This window comes from Gilliamella sp. B14448G11, from assembly GCF_016101765.1.
Lineage (GTDB): Bacteria > Pseudomonadota > Gammaproteobacteria > Enterobacterales > Orbaceae > Gilliamella > Gilliamella apicola_N.
In genome coordinates, this window is record NZ_JACFPX010000009.1 from 18,248 (window position 1) to 36,705 (window position 18,458).

General features: G+C 32.8%; 10 protein-coding genes. 2 read left to right on the forward strand and 8 right to left on the reverse strand.

Translation table 11 applies throughout. From position 1 onward, the window contains the following. Window positions 1-2,601 (reverse strand): bifunctional lysylphosphatidylglycerol flippase/synthetase MprF, encoded by a 2,601-nt coding sequence (mprF, locus tag H3S88_RS07625; RefSeq protein ID WP_198226749.1) that lies wholly within the window; start codon window positions 2,599-2,601, stop codon window positions 1-3. Window positions 2,602-2,974: 373 nt separating this feature from the next. On the opposite strand from mprF, the gene H3S88_RS07630 reads away from it, so the two are divergent. Then, window positions 2,975-3,655 (forward strand): HD domain-containing protein, encoded by a 681-nt coding sequence (locus H3S88_RS07630; RefSeq protein ID WP_198226750.1) that lies wholly within the window; start codon window positions 2,975-2,977, stop codon window positions 3,653-3,655. Window positions 3,656-3,818: 163 nt separating this feature from the next. On the opposite strand, the gene H3S88_RS07635 is transcribed toward H3S88_RS07630, so the two are convergent. The 7 genes from H3S88_RS07635 to H3S88_RS07665 form a co-directional block, all read right to left on the reverse strand. Next, complete coding sequence (locus H3S88_RS07635; protein WP_144091292.1) at window positions 3,819-4,742, reverse strand: AEC family transporter; 924 nt, start codon at window positions 4,740-4,742, stop codon at window positions 3,819-3,821. A gap of 24 nt (window positions 4,743-4,766) precedes the next feature. After that, a complete protein-coding gene (gene glnD / locus H3S88_RS07640) occupies window positions 4,767-7,421 on the reverse strand; it encodes a bifunctional uridylyltransferase/uridylyl-removing protein GlnD (RefSeq protein WP_198226751.1) in 2,655 nt (884 codons plus the stop codon). A gap of 328 nt (window positions 7,422-7,749) precedes the next feature. After that, complete coding sequence (nrdB, locus tag H3S88_RS07645; RefSeq protein ID WP_039128970.1) at window positions 7,750-8,880, reverse strand: class Ia ribonucleoside-diphosphate reductase subunit beta; 1,131 nt, start codon at window positions 8,878-8,880, stop codon at window positions 7,750-7,752. Between the two features lie 140 nt (window positions 8,881-9,020). Continuing rightward, the gene (gene nrdA / locus H3S88_RS07650; protein ID WP_198226752.1) at window positions 9,021-11,306 is read right to left on the reverse strand and encodes a class 1a ribonucleoside-diphosphate reductase subunit alpha; all 2,286 of its coding nucleotides are present in this window, start codon (window positions 11,304-11,306) and stop codon (window positions 9,021-9,023) included. 341 nt (window positions 11,307-11,647) lie between these two features. Beyond that, window positions 11,648-13,036: a hypothetical protein gene (locus tag H3S88_RS07655; RefSeq protein WP_198226753.1), complete on the reverse strand. Its 1,389-nt coding sequence runs from the start codon at window positions 13,034-13,036 to the stop codon at window positions 11,648-11,650. A 734-nt stretch (window positions 13,037-13,770) separates the two neighbouring features. Further along, the gene (locus H3S88_RS07660; RefSeq protein WP_198226754.1) at window positions 13,771-15,177 is read right to left on the reverse strand and encodes a hypothetical protein; all 1,407 of its coding nucleotides are present in this window, start codon (window positions 15,175-15,177) and stop codon (window positions 13,771-13,773) included. 690 nt (window positions 15,178-15,867) lie between these two features. Then, a complete protein-coding gene (locus H3S88_RS07665; RefSeq protein ID WP_198226756.1) occupies window positions 15,868-17,208 on the reverse strand; it encodes a replication-associated recombination protein A in 1,341 nt (446 codons plus the stop codon). A gap of 175 nt (window positions 17,209-17,383) precedes the next feature. Here H3S88_RS07665 and lolA point away from each other — a divergent pair, with 175 nt between their 5' ends. Next, window positions 17,384-17,977 carry an outer membrane lipoprotein chaperone LolA gene (lolA, locus tag H3S88_RS07670; protein ID WP_198226759.1) on the forward strand — a complete coding sequence of 198 codons (594 nt, stop codon included), beginning with the start codon at window positions 17,384-17,386 and terminating at the stop codon, window positions 17,975-17,977. Window positions 17,978-18,458: the final 481 nt, after the last annotated feature.

Sequence of the window (18,458 nt, forward strand, 5' to 3'; positions counted from 1 at the left end):
TCAGTTCTTTTTCTTTTTTAAGCCAGTTAATCCACCCGAGATCAGCATAGTGGTATCAATTAAAGCAACAAATGGATCAAGTCCTGCAGGAACAGCCATATAACGCGGTTCCCAATGAGTTGCAAATTTGTCTTTAAAACGACGTAATCCTTGAAAATTATAAAACCGACCACCGAGCCTAAATACTAACGCACCTAGCCTTTGAATTAATGGGGCTCCACGTCTTCTTTGCATGCCTGATAGAGGTACCATACCTAAACTAAAGTATTTAAATCCTTTTTCTTTATAATGCAGTATTAAACCAATCATTAAAAATTCCATGGTTAGTTTAGGAATATTTTGAGCAAACCTCATTAGATCGATGCTAGCTGAGTAATGTTGATTTGTTTCAAGTAAATTGACAAAAGCAATAATGCGACCTTCAAATTTGATAGTAGCAATAGTGAAATTATCTAAATATGGCTTTGAAAAAGATCCCAATGAAAATTGTTTTTCTTTGGAGTGTTTGTTTTTTAGCCACGTATCGGATATGACTTTTAATTCATCTAGTGGCGCAGAACCTGGCGCATAAAATTCAAGACTAAGTCCGTCGCGTTGGCATCTGTTCCATGTATAACGAAGATCTTTATACCCTTTAGATGAAAGATTAAACTCTTCTAAATCAACTAAAGCCTCTTCGCCTAATTTTATGGTTCGTAAACCAATATCCATATAAAAAGGTAAATTGGCGGCTTTAATTTGATAAAAAACTGGGCGAAGATGATGGGCATCACATAAATCTCGAAAAGCCCAAATTAAATCAGCGCGTTTAGTATTATCGCCAATTGGATCATACAGTGCTACCATGCTTCTGCCACGTTTAGTATACATAATGAAAGCAGTGTGTGATTCATTGAATAACAGTGATTTATCGCCAGTCATGGCGAGTCCGCCTTCTGGCTGATCTGAATCTAAAATAATTTGATGAGCTTTGATTAACTCTTCGCGTTTTGGACTATTTAAAATTGGCAAAGCAGGATGAAATAGCCAATAGAGCATAATAAAAATTAATAAAATAAAACTACCCAAGGTTGCTCTTAATGCACGCGGTACTCGGGTATCTAATTCAAATTGCCACCATAATGAATGGTTGTAAGGTACATCTTGATAAATAAATAATATTAACCATACAAGAACCGCAATTAAGCAAAAACAGACGGCAAAGGATTTTATCGGAAAAGGTAATACATTTAATCGACTTTTACGATAAAAAGCGTGTCTAAAATAGATTAATAACATCGCAATCGTTAATAAAGTACCTGCTTCTATCCAATGTAAGCCCCGTAAAAGTGAGCAGATGCTACCTAAAAACAATAAAATGACCGAAGCACCCCAAGCCGAATAAAGTCTTCGGCGTAGACCCACTGCCAAGAGTAAACATAAAACGCCGATTAAACTCGCGACTAGATGAGCAGTATTAATTATTTTATTGGGAATAAATGTATTGACTAAGTAGTGATTAAAACAGGGAAGAACACTTGAAAACATCATTACTACACCCGCAAAAAATACAGCAGCAGCCATAATAATAGCTGCAATACCGGTTTCTGTTTCTTTAACTTCAGGCATAGTAAAAAGGTGCTTGCTTTCATTTATTAAAAGTAGAAAGCTCGCTATAAAAAGTGGTATTAAAATATAAATAATACGATAAATAATTAACGCAACAGTTAACGACGCAACTCCAATTTCAGATGAAAATGCAGCCAACATTACTGCTTCAAATACCCCTACACCGCCAGGAATATGGCTTAGCACTCCAGCAACTAAAGCCAAAATATAGATCATAATAAAGGTAGTAAAATGGGGTTGTACTGGTAATAAAAAGTAGAGAATGGCTCCTGCTAAAACAGTATCAATTAAAGTAATTACAAATTGGTAAGATGCAAGGCGTAAATTAGGTAAACGTATCGACCAGTGAAATAGTTGGAATAATTGAGTGTCTTTATTCGGTTTTGTATCTAATCGATTGCAATATAAAAAGATTAGCATGGCGACATAAAGGCAAATTATGCCACTCGAAATTAACCATATCCAGTTTTTTGATAAATGCAATGCCAGCATAGTATTTTTAGTATTCATTAAGGCCGCTAGCGTGGCCAGCAGGGGTAGGGTAAACCCTAATGATAACGTAACAAATATCGACATTCTGGCTACGTCAATAGTTGTTAATCCTTGTTTGAAATATAATCGGCAGCGAATTGCACCACCAGATAATGCTGATAAACCGATCGCATTGCCAATGGCTGAAGCACAAATACCACCAAGCGTTATAACCGATGGCTTTAATTTTACACCTGCGTATCGTGTTGCAGACCATTCGCAGCCAATAAGCATCAAATAACTGCCTATAGTAGATAAGCAAGCAAATAAAATAGCTTTAATTGAAAGTGTGTCAGCCGCATTTTTTAAATCGCATAGATTAATATCTTTAAGTAGATGCCAGCATAAAATAAGTGCAACAAAGAAGATGGATAAGCCAAACAATAACGTTATAAATTGACGATAGCGAGTGAAGTATTCTATCAATTGCCTAGGTAGAACTTTACGCGCTAATATTTTCACGTGAGCAACTCCAATACGTGCTTCAATAGGATTTTAGATTGGCGCATTCTACCGTTGCAAACTAATGAAAACAATCGTGAGAAACTAAAGGAAATTTAAAAAAAATATTAATCATTAGAATTTTTTTACAATAATTGTCTATTTATTGAATGTTGAATAGGCTAAAGGCTCAGATTAATGAAATCGAATTAATGATTATTGTTAAACACAAATCAAAGAATAATGAATTATCTAGTAACTTAATATTTTCAAGCTTAATTAAATTAATAGCCATCTAATTGTGGTAATCTATTTAATTTAGGTTTAGCAAAATCTTTACCAAAATTTTTAAATTGCTATTTTCACATTAATTAAATGGATAATTATAAATTAAATGAGCACAGATCAACCAATTGAATTAACACAAGAACAATATCAGATTATTGAAAAAATAAGAATTTATGTTAAGCAAAAGCTTGCTAATGATTTTTCAGGCCATGACATGGCACATATTGAGCGCGTAGTTGGATTAGCAAAAAAAATTTTACCTTACGAACCAAAAGCTAATGCCTTTATCGTAATTTTAAGTGCTTATTTGCATGATGTCATTGATGAAAAAGTTATTAATGATGTCAATCAAGCGACAAATGAACTATATCATTATCTCAATTCACTTAACATTTTAAGTGATGATATAAAAATGATATTTGATATTATTGAAAATATGTCTTATCGAAAAAATCTAACTGGTAAAAAAACATTATCACTAGAAGGGCAAATTGTACAAGATGCTGATCGCTTAGATGCTATTGGAGCAATAGGGATTGGACGAACGTTTTATTATGGAGGTAATAAACATAATATTATGCACGATCCAACTATTTTACCAAGAACGGTTATCAATGAAGAAAATTATAAACTACCCAATACTGTAATTAATCATTTCTATGAAAAACTGTTTCTACTTAAAGATATGATGAACACAGAAAAGGCCAAAAAACTGGCTATATCGAGACATAATTTGTTAGTTGAATTTGTTAAACAATTTGAAAACGAGTGGCAAGGTAAAGATTAATCTTACTATGGTCAATTGATTGGTAGCAATGGCTTTAACGTTATAATTGATTACCCTTTTTAAATGGTATGTCTGGGAGTGATGATGACCTTGTTTATTAATAAAAATAAGGTTTTTTATCGTTTGATTTAGCGATCTCCGATAAGGAGAACGCTACTTTGTATCAAAAAGGAATAGGGGCGTCAACTAACCATAGCACAGTTGGTAATGTTATCAAACTTAACAAGGTACTCATTAACGTTGCACTTGAAACCAGTTCAGGATTGGTATCAAATTGGACTGACATTAGAGTAGTATTAGCAGCGCTTGGCATTGCAGCTAATACAATTAATACTTGTTTATAAACAGGTAAAATTGGCATAAAGTAGACCAAACAAGTAGCCACCAATGGTGAAATTATCATGCGGGTTAATAATGAAAATGAAAGTTTAGGGTAATCAAGCTGTGTGATCTTTATTTTAGCCAGTTGCATTCCTAAAATAATCATAATAACTACAATAGATGAATCCCCAATCATGCCAATGGATGTCATAATTGATTTAGATAAAGGGACGTGGCATAACTGAAAAATAATACCTAAAAATGCACCATAAGCAACAGGCATACGGATTACTTTCTTAATAACATCTTTTTGACTGACAATATCACTATGAGAACTCCCTTTTACCGCATAATAAATACCAACCGTACTCATCACAAATTGTTGTAATACCATCATAATTACACCAAGATCAAACCCTATGCTACCAAAAAATACTAATAGTACAGGGGTTCCGTAATTACCGTTATTCATAAAACAAGAGCTTAAAATCATGGCACAACGTTCTTTAGTCGAATATTTCATGATTATTGACCAAATTGAGATGATGCATACTAATGATAAGCAAAGTCCTAAAATATAAAAAATGTAATATAGGTAATCAATGGTTAGTGTATGGATATAAAAAGTTTTAAATGCTAAAAAAGGCGAAAGCACATACAGTGACATTTTTGATAGATTAGCTACATCAAATTTTAATATTTTCTGGGAAATAAACCCGACGATAAAAATACAAAAAATAGGAAACAAAATAATAAAAAATTGCATAAACCATATCCTGGATTTGAATAATTAATTTAATAATTCAATAGCATTAACAATTGATTCTCGTAATTGATAACAGGTATTATCATCAAGTGCATTATTATTTTTATCTGTTAAGATAAATAAATCCTCAATGTGTTCGCCGATAGTTGCAATTTTAGCACTACTCAATGATAAATCTAAATTGGCAAATACTTCACCGACACATGCAAGTAATCCTGGTCTATCTAATGCAATGAGTTCCATGTACGTTTGCTTTTCATTGAAAGCAGATAAAAAATTAACTTGTGTTGGAACCAAAAACGATCGTAATCTTTGTTTGGGTGGTTTAACTGTCACACCTTTGTAAACTGGTTGTTGAAGGGCTTTAGTTAGCGCTTGTATAATGCTTGGATGCCTATCCTTTTGTAATGTTTGACCATTCGGCTCTAATACAATAAAAGTATCAAGTGCAAATCCTTTTTTATTTGTAATAATTAGGGCATCATGGATGCTTAAGTTATGATTGTTAAGAGTATTACATACTGTAGCAAACAGATAAGGTCTATCAGGCGAATAAATAATTATTTCAGTACCACCATGATAAGGATTTGGATTAATCAATACCAGTATTTGGTTTAAATCATGCGTTAATAAATTTTGTACATGCCAGACAATTTGTTCTGTGGTGTACCGCAGAAAGTAGTCAATGCGATAATCTAACCAAAGATTTTTTATTTTCTGTTCATCATAATTTTGCTTAAGTAAGATAGTCAATGCTTCCTGTTTATGTTGACGAGCAATGCTTCGTTGCTCTGGTATTTGATGGATACCAGAATCAAACGATCGTTTTGCTGTTTCATACAGTTGGCGCATTAAGCTTTGCTTCCAACTATTCCAGAGGGTTTCATTTGTTGCGCAGACATCGGCAACAGTCAAACACAGTAAATATTGTAAACGTTGCTCACTTTTTACAATTTGAATAAATTCGCGGATAACTGCCGGATCTTGCAGATCGCGACTTTGAGCTGTTACTGACATAAGTAAGTGATAACGTACTAACCAAATGATTAAATCTGTATCTCTAGACTCTAATTCATGTAATTTGCAGAATTTTTCTACTAATTTAGCACCTATTTCAGAGTGGTCTCCATGATGGCCTTTACCAATATCATGAAATAAACCAGTAATAACCAGTAGTTCAGGTTTAGATAATTTAGCAAAAACTTTAGAACTATTAGGGTGTCTTTGTTTGCCCGATTCTGTTTTAAGGCTATCAAGCTCAAGCAGTAAGCGAATAGTGTGTTCATCAACGGTATAAACATGGAATAGATCAAACTGCATCATCCCCGCAATATGTTTCCAACCTGGTATATAGGCAGTAAGGATGCCATATTGATGCATTGGTAAGATTGCTTTTTTTATCGCATCTGGGTGTTTAATAATTTTCATAAACAGTGATCTTGCTTTTGCATCTTCACTGAGCAGAGTGGTTAATTGTCTTCGCGCTGAACGTAGTTGTCTAATCGTGTTTGAATAAAGTCCAATAATTTGTGGATTAAGCAATATCGTATAAAAAAGTTGCATAATCATAACCGGATCTTTTTTAAATAGATTGTCATCTTTTACATCAATGAGCTTTTCCCTAATCTGAAAATGTTCATCTATATCATATATTTTATTTTTTGGATTAAGCTCCAGTATCGTCTCATCAAAAAGCTGTAATAACATCTGATTGAGCTCAGTAATATTGCGGGCAACACAATAATAATCGTGCATCATTTTTTCGACTGGAGTATTGCCTTGACCTTGATAACCAAGCATATTAGCAATGCTTAACTGGCGATCAAACAGTAAGCGATTATCATAACGCGTTATGACACTATGTAGTGCAAAGCGCATACGCCATAAGAATTTTCGACATGTCTTAAAGTCTTCAATATCTTCAGGAGTCAAATAATCAAAGTGAGCTATTTTTTGTAAGAACTCTTCACCAAAATGACGAATCGCAATCCACTGTACGATTTGCATATCGCGAAGTCCACCGGGGCTATTTTTTAAATCAGGTTCGAGATTATAACTGGTACTATGATATTGCTTATGACGATCTTGTTGTTCTTTAACTTTAGCTCGGAAAAAAGTAGCTGAAGGCCAGATTTTATCACTAAAGATATGTTTACGCAGTTCATCTAATAATGATTGATTACCAGCGACTATTCTTGATTCAATCAAGTTTGTCATGATGGTAATATCATTTTTTGCTTCTTGTAGACAAGTCTTTAACGTTCTAACACTATGACCTATATCTAAATGAAGATCCCAAAGCAAACGAATTAAATCACTGATTCTTTGTTCAATCTCTTTAGCACATGGATAATCACTTAATATTAATATATCAATATCCGATAATGGATGAAGTTCAGTCCGTCCATATCCGCCAACGGCAATTAAAGCTATACGGTTTTGTTTAAAAACAGAGGAGACTTGTTCAGGAATTTGAAAATAACACCATAAACGTTGTAATAACTCATCAATAAAATGGCTGCGTAAATGCACTAAAATATCAATATCGACATTTTGTTTAAATTGTGCGACAGACCATTGTTGAAAGTCATTAAGTTGTTGTTTGAGGTAGTCAATATTTATCTGCTCATTGCTAAAATTAAGCGGCGAATTAGGGTAAAACGTATGCATTTGAGTCATAGTCATCATATCAAATTAGGATGATTCATTTGTCATATCGTTACCTGATTTTAAAGTACTGTCAAGTTACAGTTATTTGAATTGTTTATAAGTTTTAAAAATAATTCTTCCTATTTAGTTGATAAAACAATGTTATGTAAATTGGTCAGTGAATGGATACTAGATTTGTATGTGATAATCAATTAATTATTAAATAATAAATACTAATAATCATGTTATAAATTATAAAAACGATTATTAGTATTTTTATACAATTTTTGAATAAAAAGGAACTTTAAAGGTTTCTCTTGTAAAAAAGTTTGAGGTTAACTATACGTTTAAGTAAAAACTACAATTTAAAATCACTCAAATCGTCTTCATTAATCTCAGCGTCAATTTGCCCAACTAAATAAGAACTCATTTCAGCTTCTTGTGGAGCAACTTGAACATTGTCAGAAACAAGCCAGTTGTTAATCCATGGGATTGGGTTGGATTTGACTTGGAATGGTAATTTTAGTCCAACTGCTTGCATGCGGATATTTGTGATATATTCGACATATTGGCATAAGATATCTTTGTTTAGACCAATCATTGAGCCGCTTTCAAATAAGTATCCAGCCCACTCTTTTTCTTGATTGGCCGCTTGCAAAAATAGCTCATAGCAATCTTGTTCACATTCTTTGGCAATTTCAGCCATTTCAGGATCATCTTCACCACTGCGCAAAGTGTTGATCATAAATTGTGTACCAGTTAAGTGCAGAGCTTCGTCACGAGCAATAAGTTTGATAATTTTAGCATTACCTTCCATTAGTTCACGTTCAGCGAAAGCAAAAGAACAAGCAAAACTGACATAAAAACGAATAGCTTCAAGTGCATTAACACTCATTAGGCAAAGATAAAGCTTTCTTTTAAGCTCACGCAGATCTATGGTTATGGTGCGGTTGTTAACCGTGTGTTTACCTTCACCTAATAAATTGTAGTAACTTGCATAACTAATAAGATCATCGTAATAACCGGCGATGTCGCCGGCGCGTTTTTGAATTTCTTTATTTGTGACAATATCGTCAAAAACAACGGAAGGATCATTAACAATGTTACGAATGATATGTGTATATGAACGAGAGTGAATGGTTTCTGAAAATGACCAAGTTTCTACCCATGTTTCTAGTTCAGGAATAGAAATGAGTGGGAGTAGTGCTACATTTGGACTACGACCTTGAATTGAATCAAGCAAGGTTTGGTATTTTAAATTACTGATAAATATGTGTTTTTCATGTTCTGGTAAGGCAGCATAATCAATACGGTCTTGTGAGATATCCACTTCTTCTGGTCGCCAGAAAAAGGAAAGTTGTTTTTCAATTAATTTTTCGAACATTTCATATTTTTGTTGATCATAACGTGCAACATTTACCGGTTGGCCAAGAAACATTGGCTCTTTAAGTTGATCATTATGTACATGCGAAAAGGTACTGTAATTCATACTCATAAAATAACTCCTAATTGAGTTTGGTTGCTTTTACCGCCACCTTTCGTCATTAGAAAAGAGGGGGGAATCATTAGGGGGTTATCAATTCCCCTAAATACGATACTATGTATCAATGTTTCTATAATCTAAATTAATTAAATTTTACAAGCTCCACCTTCACAGCCATCGTCACTTCCAGTTAATGTGATATCACCTTGAATATCTTCAGCGCCATCACGAGTATTATGATAATAAAGTGTTTTTACACCAAATTTATAAGCTGTCAGTAAATCAGCTAATAGTTGTTTCATTGGTACTTTATCATTTGGGAATTTAGTTGGATCATAATTAGTATTGGCTGAAATGGATTGATCTATAAATTTCTGCATAATTCCAACTAAATGCAAATAACCCGTATTATTTGGAATTTGCCATAACAATTCATAAGCATTTTTTAGATTTTCATAATCCGGTACGACTTGTCTTAAAATACCATCTTTTGATGCTTTAACACTAATATAACCGCGAGGAGGTTCAATACCATTAGTTGCATTAGAAATTTGTGATGAAGTTTCTGACGGCATTAATGCTGATAAAGTCGAGTTACGTAAACCATAAGTTTTTATTGATTCACGTAATGATTCCCAATCATAATGTAATGGTTCATTACTAATGGTGTCTAAATCTTTTTTATACGTATCAATCGGTAAAATACCTTGTGAATAAGTTGTCTCATTAAATAGTGAGCAAGCACCTTTTTCTTTTGCTAAATTGTTAGAAGCTTTTAACAAATAATATTGCATAGCTTCAAAAGTGCGGTGTGTTAAATTATTGGCACTGCCGTCAGAATATTTAACGCCATGTTTAGCTAAATAGTAGGCATAATTGATCACGCCAACGCCTAGTGTTCGACGATTGATCGATGAGTTACGGGCAGCCGGTACGGGGTAATCTTGATAGTCAAGCAGAGAGTCAAGGGCACGTACGGTTAAATCCGCTAATTCTTCAAAATCATCAAGAGAATCAATTTTTCCTAAGTTGAAAGCAGATAGGGTACAAAGTGCAATTTCCCCTTTTTCATCATTAACATTATTAAGAGGTTTAGTTGGTAACGCAATTTCCATACATAAATTGGATTGATGGACAGGCGCTAATTGTGCATCGAATGGACTATGAGTATTACAATGATCAACATTTTGTATATAGATTCGACCCGTTGATGCACGTTCTTGCATTAACAATGAAAAGAGTTCAATTGCTTTTACTACACGTTTGCGGATAGTTACGTCTTGTTCATATTGATGATAAAGTGTTTCAAATTTATTTTGATCAGCAAAAAATGCATCATAAAGTCCGGGCACATCTGATGGACTAAATAGTGTTATATTTTCGTTTTTAATCAGCCGTTGATACATCAACTTATTAATTTGTACACCATAGTCCAAATGACGAACTCGGTTTTCTTCAACACCACGATTATTTCGTAAAACAAGTAAACTTTCAACTTCTAAATGCCATATTGGATAAAATACAGTAGCTGCACCACCACGTACACCACCTTGTGAACATGATTTAACCGCAGTTTGAAAATATTTATAAAATGGAATACATCCAGTATGAAAAGCTTCTCCGCCTCGAATTGAACTCCCTAAAGCACGAATACGTCCAGCATTGACACCAATACCTGCACGTTGTGATACATATTTGACAATTGCACTCGCCGTTGCATTAATTGAATCTAGGCTATCATCACATTCAATAAGGACACATGAGCTAAATTGACGTGTTGGGGTTCTAACGCCTGCCATAATGGGTGTTGGCAATGAAATTTTAAATGTTGACACAGCATCGTAAAAACGTTTGATATAATCAAGTCGAGTCTCTTTTGGGTAATTAGCAAAAAGACAAGCTGCAACTAAAATATATAAAAATTGTGCACTTTCATAAATTTCACCTGATACACGGTTTTGTACTAAATATTTACCTTCTAGCTGTTTTACTGCTGCGTAGGAAAAAGACATATCTCGCCAGTGATCAATCATCTTATCCATTTTTTCAAACTCTTCTTGAGTATAATCTTCAAGTAAATGTTTGTCATAATGTTTACTCTCTACTAATTTTTTAACGTGTTCAAAAAGAGGCGGTGGGGTAAATTGATTAAAAGCTTTTTTACGTAAATGAAAAATGGCTAAACGAGCAGCTAAATATTGATAATCAGGTGTTTCTTGTGAAATTAGATCGGCTGCGGCTCGAATAATTGTTTCATGAATATCAGATGTACGAATGCCATCATAAAATTGGATATGTGAGCGCAACTCAACTTGGGAAACTGAAACATTCTCTAATCCCTCTGCTGCCCAAGTAATTACTTTATGGATCTTATCAAGATTAATCGGTTCTTTTTTACCATCTCGTTTAGTGACGAGCATTAATTTATTCATTTTTCATCCAATGTCCTGTTGTCTTGTGAAAGATATAATAATTGATATTTGTCAAAATATACAATATATAGTGCCTATTAATAAATTAATTACTATATATAGTATATTTATTAATTTATATTATTGATTTTAAGAACTAAAACTGGTTAACAAAGTTTTAAATAATTGATAATTTTAGATTATATAATGATGATAATGTGAGGCGACGGTTAAAATAAACACAAAAAAATGAGTGGTTAAGAATTTACTAATGAATCGTTTTTTGAAGTTATTATTTAAGAGTTAACATTCAATAAAAATAAGCTCTATTTACAAATAGAGCTTAAAAAGCTACTAATGCTTTATTTAGGTATTGAGGCACATACAGCATTTTTATTTTCTTTTTCGTTAGAACGACAGTGATATACGCCTGAATCTATATGTAAGTCACAAACTTGCCCTTCACCGTCATCTCCTGCTGTTGGTTCCCATACATAAAAGCGTTTGTAACTGCCATTTTTATGAGGTGCAAAAGAACCTGGATAAGATTGTTGATTTGCATCACCCCATTCACTGATTAATCTGCCGATTTCACGTGTAAATTGTCCTGAACCTTTTGATCCTAAAACAGCATTACTTATTTCCTCAGCATTACTCAATTCATAATGACCTTTTTTAGCTTCACATTCAGCAACAACATCTGCGACTTCACCTGTTAATGCTTTATATACGTCTCCATCAATTTTTTGTTTCCAAGCATCGAACCACATAGTTAAAGTGAATGTATATTGAATTTTTTTATTGTTTGTTGTATTTACTCCTTCAATAATAACTTTATATCCTTTGCCTGAACCGATAACATACTCCCAAGCTTTTCCTGTATCTTGAGCATCTGGTCCATTAAACAATACCGTAACTACATTCGCATCACTGTCATCAATATTAACAAGTTCGCTACCTTGCTTTACATGCCAATTATAATTATTGACAATACCATCTCTAGATAAAATTAGATCAAATTTAGCCCCGTAAAAACCGGTAGTTGGAAAGTTTTTTGTTGGATCAATATTGGATTGAGTTAAAAAACCATATTTTGGATCCCACTGATCTTTATCACTACCAGCAACAGTATTAGGGTTTAATTCAGGTCTGGCAAAGCAAACGCCAACATCATCAACAACTGTATATGTTACTGATGGCTGAGTATTGATAACACTGTTGGGATAGGTATTATTATCTGGCTCACCATATTGAGAAAATAGGACTAAATCAGCAGATAGTTTCACTTTAAAAGGTGCATATTTTTCTTCAGCAGCCAATGAACAAAATGTATCACTATCTTTCGGTGTAAATTCAATATCATTATTGTTAGCATCTGTATAGTACCATATCATACTAATATCACCGTCAACACCCAGATAATCTAATTTATCACCATCCCTATCAAAAAATTGTTTATCATCTGGTTGTTTGATTTTTGCTACTTTTATTTTATTTTGAAATGGATAGCTGGTTGGAACAGGCATATTAGTTATTTCACTACCATAATAATCTTGATCATCAACATTTAAGCCAAATAACTCCAAATTCTCAATATCTATCTCCAATTCTTGTGATAAAGATGGACGTGATCCTTGAATTGCTTGTGCTGTTTGGGATGTAAAATATCCATAACTGCTGTTCGAAAATTGCAACAAAAGTAAAGTATAAGTAATTATTTTTATATGACGGCTAACGGTTATTAATTTCACTATTTTATATCTTTCATTAAATGTTTATTGGATAAAAAGTTTATTTACGTAGACTTTTCTATATTTATAAAAGAATATAACTTAATTATTAAGTTTCAGTCGGAAAGAAAAAACAGTTAAATAATAGTTAATTCATGTGATTAACAGATGTAAGGTTTTAGCAATAGGATTAAAAGCTTTTTAAAACTGATAATGAAGTTAATTATTATTAATTGTTATATTGATAATTATTAGTTAGAAATGAGTAAAAGAAAAAACTAAAAAACCAACGATTTAAATGATAATGATCATCTATGAATGGATAGTCATTGTTATGCACTGAAAATTACTAATTTTTATGTTTATGTATCGATTCATAAACACTATTTTTATCTTTACTAACTTCATATTAGCAATAATAATTAGCATTCCAGAAATGTTTATCATTAGATATATTGTTAAGTTTATTAGAAAAACAAAAATATTAAAATGAAAAATAGATGATTAAAATCAGTAGAACTCTTAAATAATGCATTGAAATAAACATTTTTTATTCTTAATACTAAATAAACTGTTATTAAAGGTTATTTTAGTAATTTTTGAGAGAAATAAATAATATGAAAGGTTATTTTAGTAATTTTTGAGAGAAATAAATAATATGAAAGGTATTGAAGAAAAGAACAATCATTTAAATGACAATGACCATCTGTTTATAGATGGTCATATATTTAAGAAAATTGGCTAGCATTTAGATATTAGGGCTTAAATGAAGCACAGACAGCATTTTTATGTTCCCTTTCTTTTTCACGGCAATGAAATCTACCGTCGTTAAGATGTATATCACAATACGCACCATCGGCATCACCATCATCATCATTAAATCCTGGGTTATATACATAAAAACGTTTGTTGGCATTGCCTCTCTGAGGACCAAAAGAACCAGGATAATTATCTTGGTCAACGTCACCCCATTCGCTAATTAATGAACCTATTTCACGTGTAATATAAACATTCTGACTTGTAGCAGTCTCAATAGCATCGCTTATATCGTTAATTTGACTTACACGATAATGACCACTTTTACTTTCGCATCCTTCAACCACTTCCGCAACGCTACCTCTTACAGCCCTTAATCTATTATTGACAAGCTCTTGTTTCCAAACGTCAAACCATTTAGTAATGGTAAAAGCATATTGGATTGTTCTATCTGTTTTAGTATTTTTTCCCTCAATAACAACTAAGTATCCGTTGCCAGAGCCACCCATAACATGTTCCCAAGCTTTTCCTGTATCGTTTGCATCTGGTCCATTGAACGTTACCGTTGGTATATTGGTCCTAGCCGATTTGGTAACCGTTACAAGATCACTGCCTTGTTTTACATACCAGTCATAGTCGGCATAAAGATTATTTTGAGATAAGATTAAATCAAATTTAGCACCAACAAAACCAGTAGTTGGAAAGTTTTTTGTTGGGTCAACATTGGATTGAGCTAAGAAACCATTTCTTTGATTCCACTGACTTTTATTACTAGAAGGAACATTATTCGGTGATAATTCTGGTCTTGCATAACAAATTCCAACATCCTCTATAATAGTAAAGGTCGCCGACGGTTGATTCTTGATGACATCATTAGGATAAGTAGTAAAATCAGGATCACCATATTCAGAAACCAAGACTAAATCAGCCGATAATTTCACTTTAAAGGGTGCAAATTTTCCATCACTGGCCAATGAACAAAATGTATCACTATCTCTTGGTGTAAATGATAATTCTCTCCCTTGAGCATCTGTATAGTACCATTCCATGTTAATACCATCTATAGCTGATAAAAAAGATAATTTATCACCATCTCTATCAAAATACTCATTTTCATTTGGTTGCTTAATCAATGCTGGGGTAAATCGATTCATGAATGGGTAACTAGTTGGAACTGGCATTTGAGCTATTTCTTCATCACTATAATAACTTTTATTATCAATATGCAAACCAAATAATGGTTTTAATTCACCAGTATTTATTAAACTAGTTTCTAATGCATCTGATAATCTTGGTTTTGTTCCTTGAATTGTTTGAGCTGTTTCAATAGTTAGGTTAGCATAACTTAACTGAAAAAAAGGTATTAGCAGCAAAGCATACCGAGTTTTTTTAAAGGATCTGATCATTGTATTCACTTTCATGTTTAAAATTGTTAATTGTTACTTTTATTATGTAATTATTTGTTTTATATATATTATAATTGGTTTGTTTTAATTAATCATTTGATATATCGAATGATTAATAAGCTGATTATAATAAAAATAATATAGCTAGTCGATCAATTATATTTAAAACTACCGTTTTTTTTAATTTTTATCAAAATTTGTTTGTTTAAAATGTAAAAATTAACGATATAGCTGATTCTAACATATAGAAATGAGCATCATATGTATAGTTAAGGGGATCGTATCTCATAAAAATTTTTAAATAAACAATATTTTTGTCAATTTTTGTTTATTTAAAATATTATAATTTATTGTATATACAATAATAATATCTCTTAATGTAAATGATACGCATTATTAAATATATTGAGTCGCATACAATTTTAAATATGGACTAGAAAAATTAACGTATCTTAAGCCATGAATTAATGATCTTTGTAACCTTTTTCTAAATTGATTGTGATAATATCGGAACATAACAATAGTTTTTGGCGATTGATATTTATGAAGAAATTGTCAATATATTAAATTAAGCGTTACTAAGCTTTGTGTAACTATTGAGAATTACCCATCCACTAAAAGAAATACATTTTTAATTTCATTAAATAGAAAGTAATCACTTTGTTATGAGATGACCACTTTTCAAATATTTTAATCTTTTGAGGATTTATAACGTTGAATTGGGCTGGATTGATTTTGCGATTCTAACCAAGCAAGTTTGTCACTATAATTTTTTTCGGCTCCCCGCGTGGTTGGATAATAATATTTGCTATCGGCTAGTTCAGGTGGAAAATAATTTTCTCCTGCTGCAAAGGCGTTAGGTTCATCATGAGCATAACGATACTGAGCCCCGTACCCTAACTTTTTCATTAAATTTGTTGGTGCATTACGTAAATGTTCTGGAACATCATAATCAGGCTTCGATTGTGCATCGAGCATAGCTTGTTTAAAAGCTAAATACACGGCATTACTTTTTGGTGCGCAAGCAAGATAGACAATTGCTTGGGCGATAGCACGTTCACCTTCAGCCGGACCAACCCGTGTAAAGCAATCCCATGCAGCGAGTGCAACTTGCATTGCCCTTGGATCGGCATTACCCACGTCTTCGGACGCTATGGCTAATAATCGACGGGCAACATAAAGTGGATCACCACCTGCTGAAATGATTCTCGCATACCAGTAAAGTGCCGCATCAGGAGCTGAACCTCGAATAGATTTGTGAACAGCAGAAATTAAATCATAATAACGATCACCTTGATTATCAAATCGGGCACTACGTTCGCCTATCACTTCTTTAAGTAATGTAGGTGTAAGAGGTTGTCCGTCAGACATATCTACTAAAAGTTCAAGGGTATTTAGGGCGCGTCTAGCATCTCCACCCACAAATTCAGCGATCTGTTTTTTGGTTTCATTGGGTAGCTCAATGTTATACTTACCATATCCGCGCTGTGGATCGTCCATTGCTTGTTGTAAAATTAACTCAATGTCATTTGTGGTTAATGATTTGAGCAGGTACACACGAGCACGCGATAATAATGCAGAATTTAATTCAAATGAAGGATTTTCAGTGGTAGCACCTATAAATGTTACAGTACCATTTTCAACATAAGGTAAAAATGCATCTTGTTGACTTTTGTTAAAACGGTGAACTTCATCAACAAATAAAATAGTACGAACCCCCGCTTGCTGATTGATTTTTGCTCTTTCAATAGCTTCGCGAATATCTTTGATCCCTGACGTTACTGCTGAAACTCTTTCGACTTTTGCGTTAGCATGATGGGCAATGATTTCAGCGAGAGTCGTTTTACCTGTACCAGGCGGTCCCCATAAAATCATCGAATGTAAATTACCCGCTGCAATTGCTTTGGGTAGTGGTTTGTTTGCACCTAAAAGCTGTGTTTGACCAATATATTCTGATAACGTACGAGGACGCATTCTTGCCGCTAAAGGCTTAAATTCTTCTGTCGTAAATTCAAAAGACATACTAGGCATAACACATTGAGTCCAATTTTAGATAATTATAGGTATTATATACTTGTTAGATGAAATTAGTGAAAAAGAAAAGAAAATATCTTTTCCCTCTAACTAAAAAACGGTAATATTTTAAGCAAATTCAATTATCAAAGTTGATTTGAATATTGCCAAATAAAGTACATAAGGATGAGTTATGAAAAAGTTTTTATTATTAATGGGATTGTTGATTAGCGTATCAGTATGGGCCGGCGATAAAGAGTTATTACAACAACGTCTTAATAAAATTGATGGATTTTATGCACATTTTTCTCAAGAAGTGAAAACAGCTGATAATCAATTGGTACAAGAGGGGAGAGGAGAACTTTGGGTTACAAGACCTTATTATTTTAATTGGACAATGAATGAACCTGATGAAACTTCAATTATCTCTGATGGAACAGATATGTGGGTTTATACGCCGGCGGTTGATCAAGTAAGTGTCATGGATTTAAAAAAAGCAGTGGATAATCGATTGATGCTACTGATAACTGATAGTCACAATGCCATTTGGAATGTTTATAATGTGACTCGTAAACAAGATTCATTTACATTAAAACCCTCAGATGGATCCAATCAAGATTTTGTTATTTCGGTATTACCAACTGGCATGATTTCTAACTTTTCCATTATTGAAGAAGATGGACAACGTAGCTACTATGAATTATCTAACCAAAAACTTGGCAAAGTTGACTTAGGCAAATTTAAATTTACACCACCAGCAGGTATAGCGATTGATGATCAACGTTAGTTCTATATAGAGATAATTAGAGTGTATGGATATTTATCATCCATACTTCTAGTTAATTTTATTATGTTTAACCGTTATTAATAAAGTTAGTCATAAATATCATAAATGTTATAGATCTTTAATAATGATATCAGATAAAAGATTATTACTATGTAAAATGTTAGTGAATGTCTTTTATCTGAACTCAGTTATGCCTATTCAATTTTTCAATAGAATCTTTATATATCTTTCTGAAAAATATTATTAATTTTCAAAACACTATCAGCTTATTTAGCATCAATATTGAATAATTTAGGGTTAAAAAATAGTATTGATTTGCAGTCGCCAAAACGGCCGATAAAATAACTTTCTTCATTATTTTATCGGAACATTTTTGAAGTATCTTAATGTCGTATTGGTTTGACCAATTTCGATTATCAAATATAAAAAAAGGTTTTTTGGTATTTATTTGTAATGCTTAAATTAACCAGAGTACCTGATC

Coding starts and splice junctions, on each gene's coding strand:
- H3S88_RS07630 (WP_198226750.1), top strand. CDS start 2,975: ATGAGCACAGATCAACCAATTGAATTAACACAAGAACAATATCAGATT.
- H3S88_RS07635 (WP_144091292.1), bottom strand. CDS start 4,742: ATGCAATTTTTTATTATTTTGTTTCCTATTTTTTGTATTTTTATCGTC.
- glnD (WP_198226751.1), bottom strand. CDS start 7,421: ATGACTCAAATGCATACGTTTTACCCTAATTCGCCGCTTAATTTTAGC.
- nrdB (WP_039128970.1), bottom strand. CDS start 8,880: ATGAATTACAGTACCTTTTCGCATGTACATAATGATCAACTTAAAGAG.
- nrdA (WP_198226752.1), bottom strand. CDS start 11,306: ATGAATAAATTAATGCTCGTCACTAAACGAGATGGTAAAAAAGAACCG.
- H3S88_RS07660 (WP_198226754.1), bottom strand. CDS start 15,177: ATGATCAGATCCTTTAAAAAAACTCGGTATGCTTTGCTGCTAATACCT.
- H3S88_RS07665 (WP_198226756.1), bottom strand. CDS start 17,208: ATGCCTAGTATGTCTTTTGAATTTACGACAGAAGAATTTAAGCCTTTA.
- lolA (WP_198226759.1), top strand. CDS start 17,384: ATGAAAAAGTTTTTATTATTAATGGGATTGTTGATTAGCGTATCAGTA.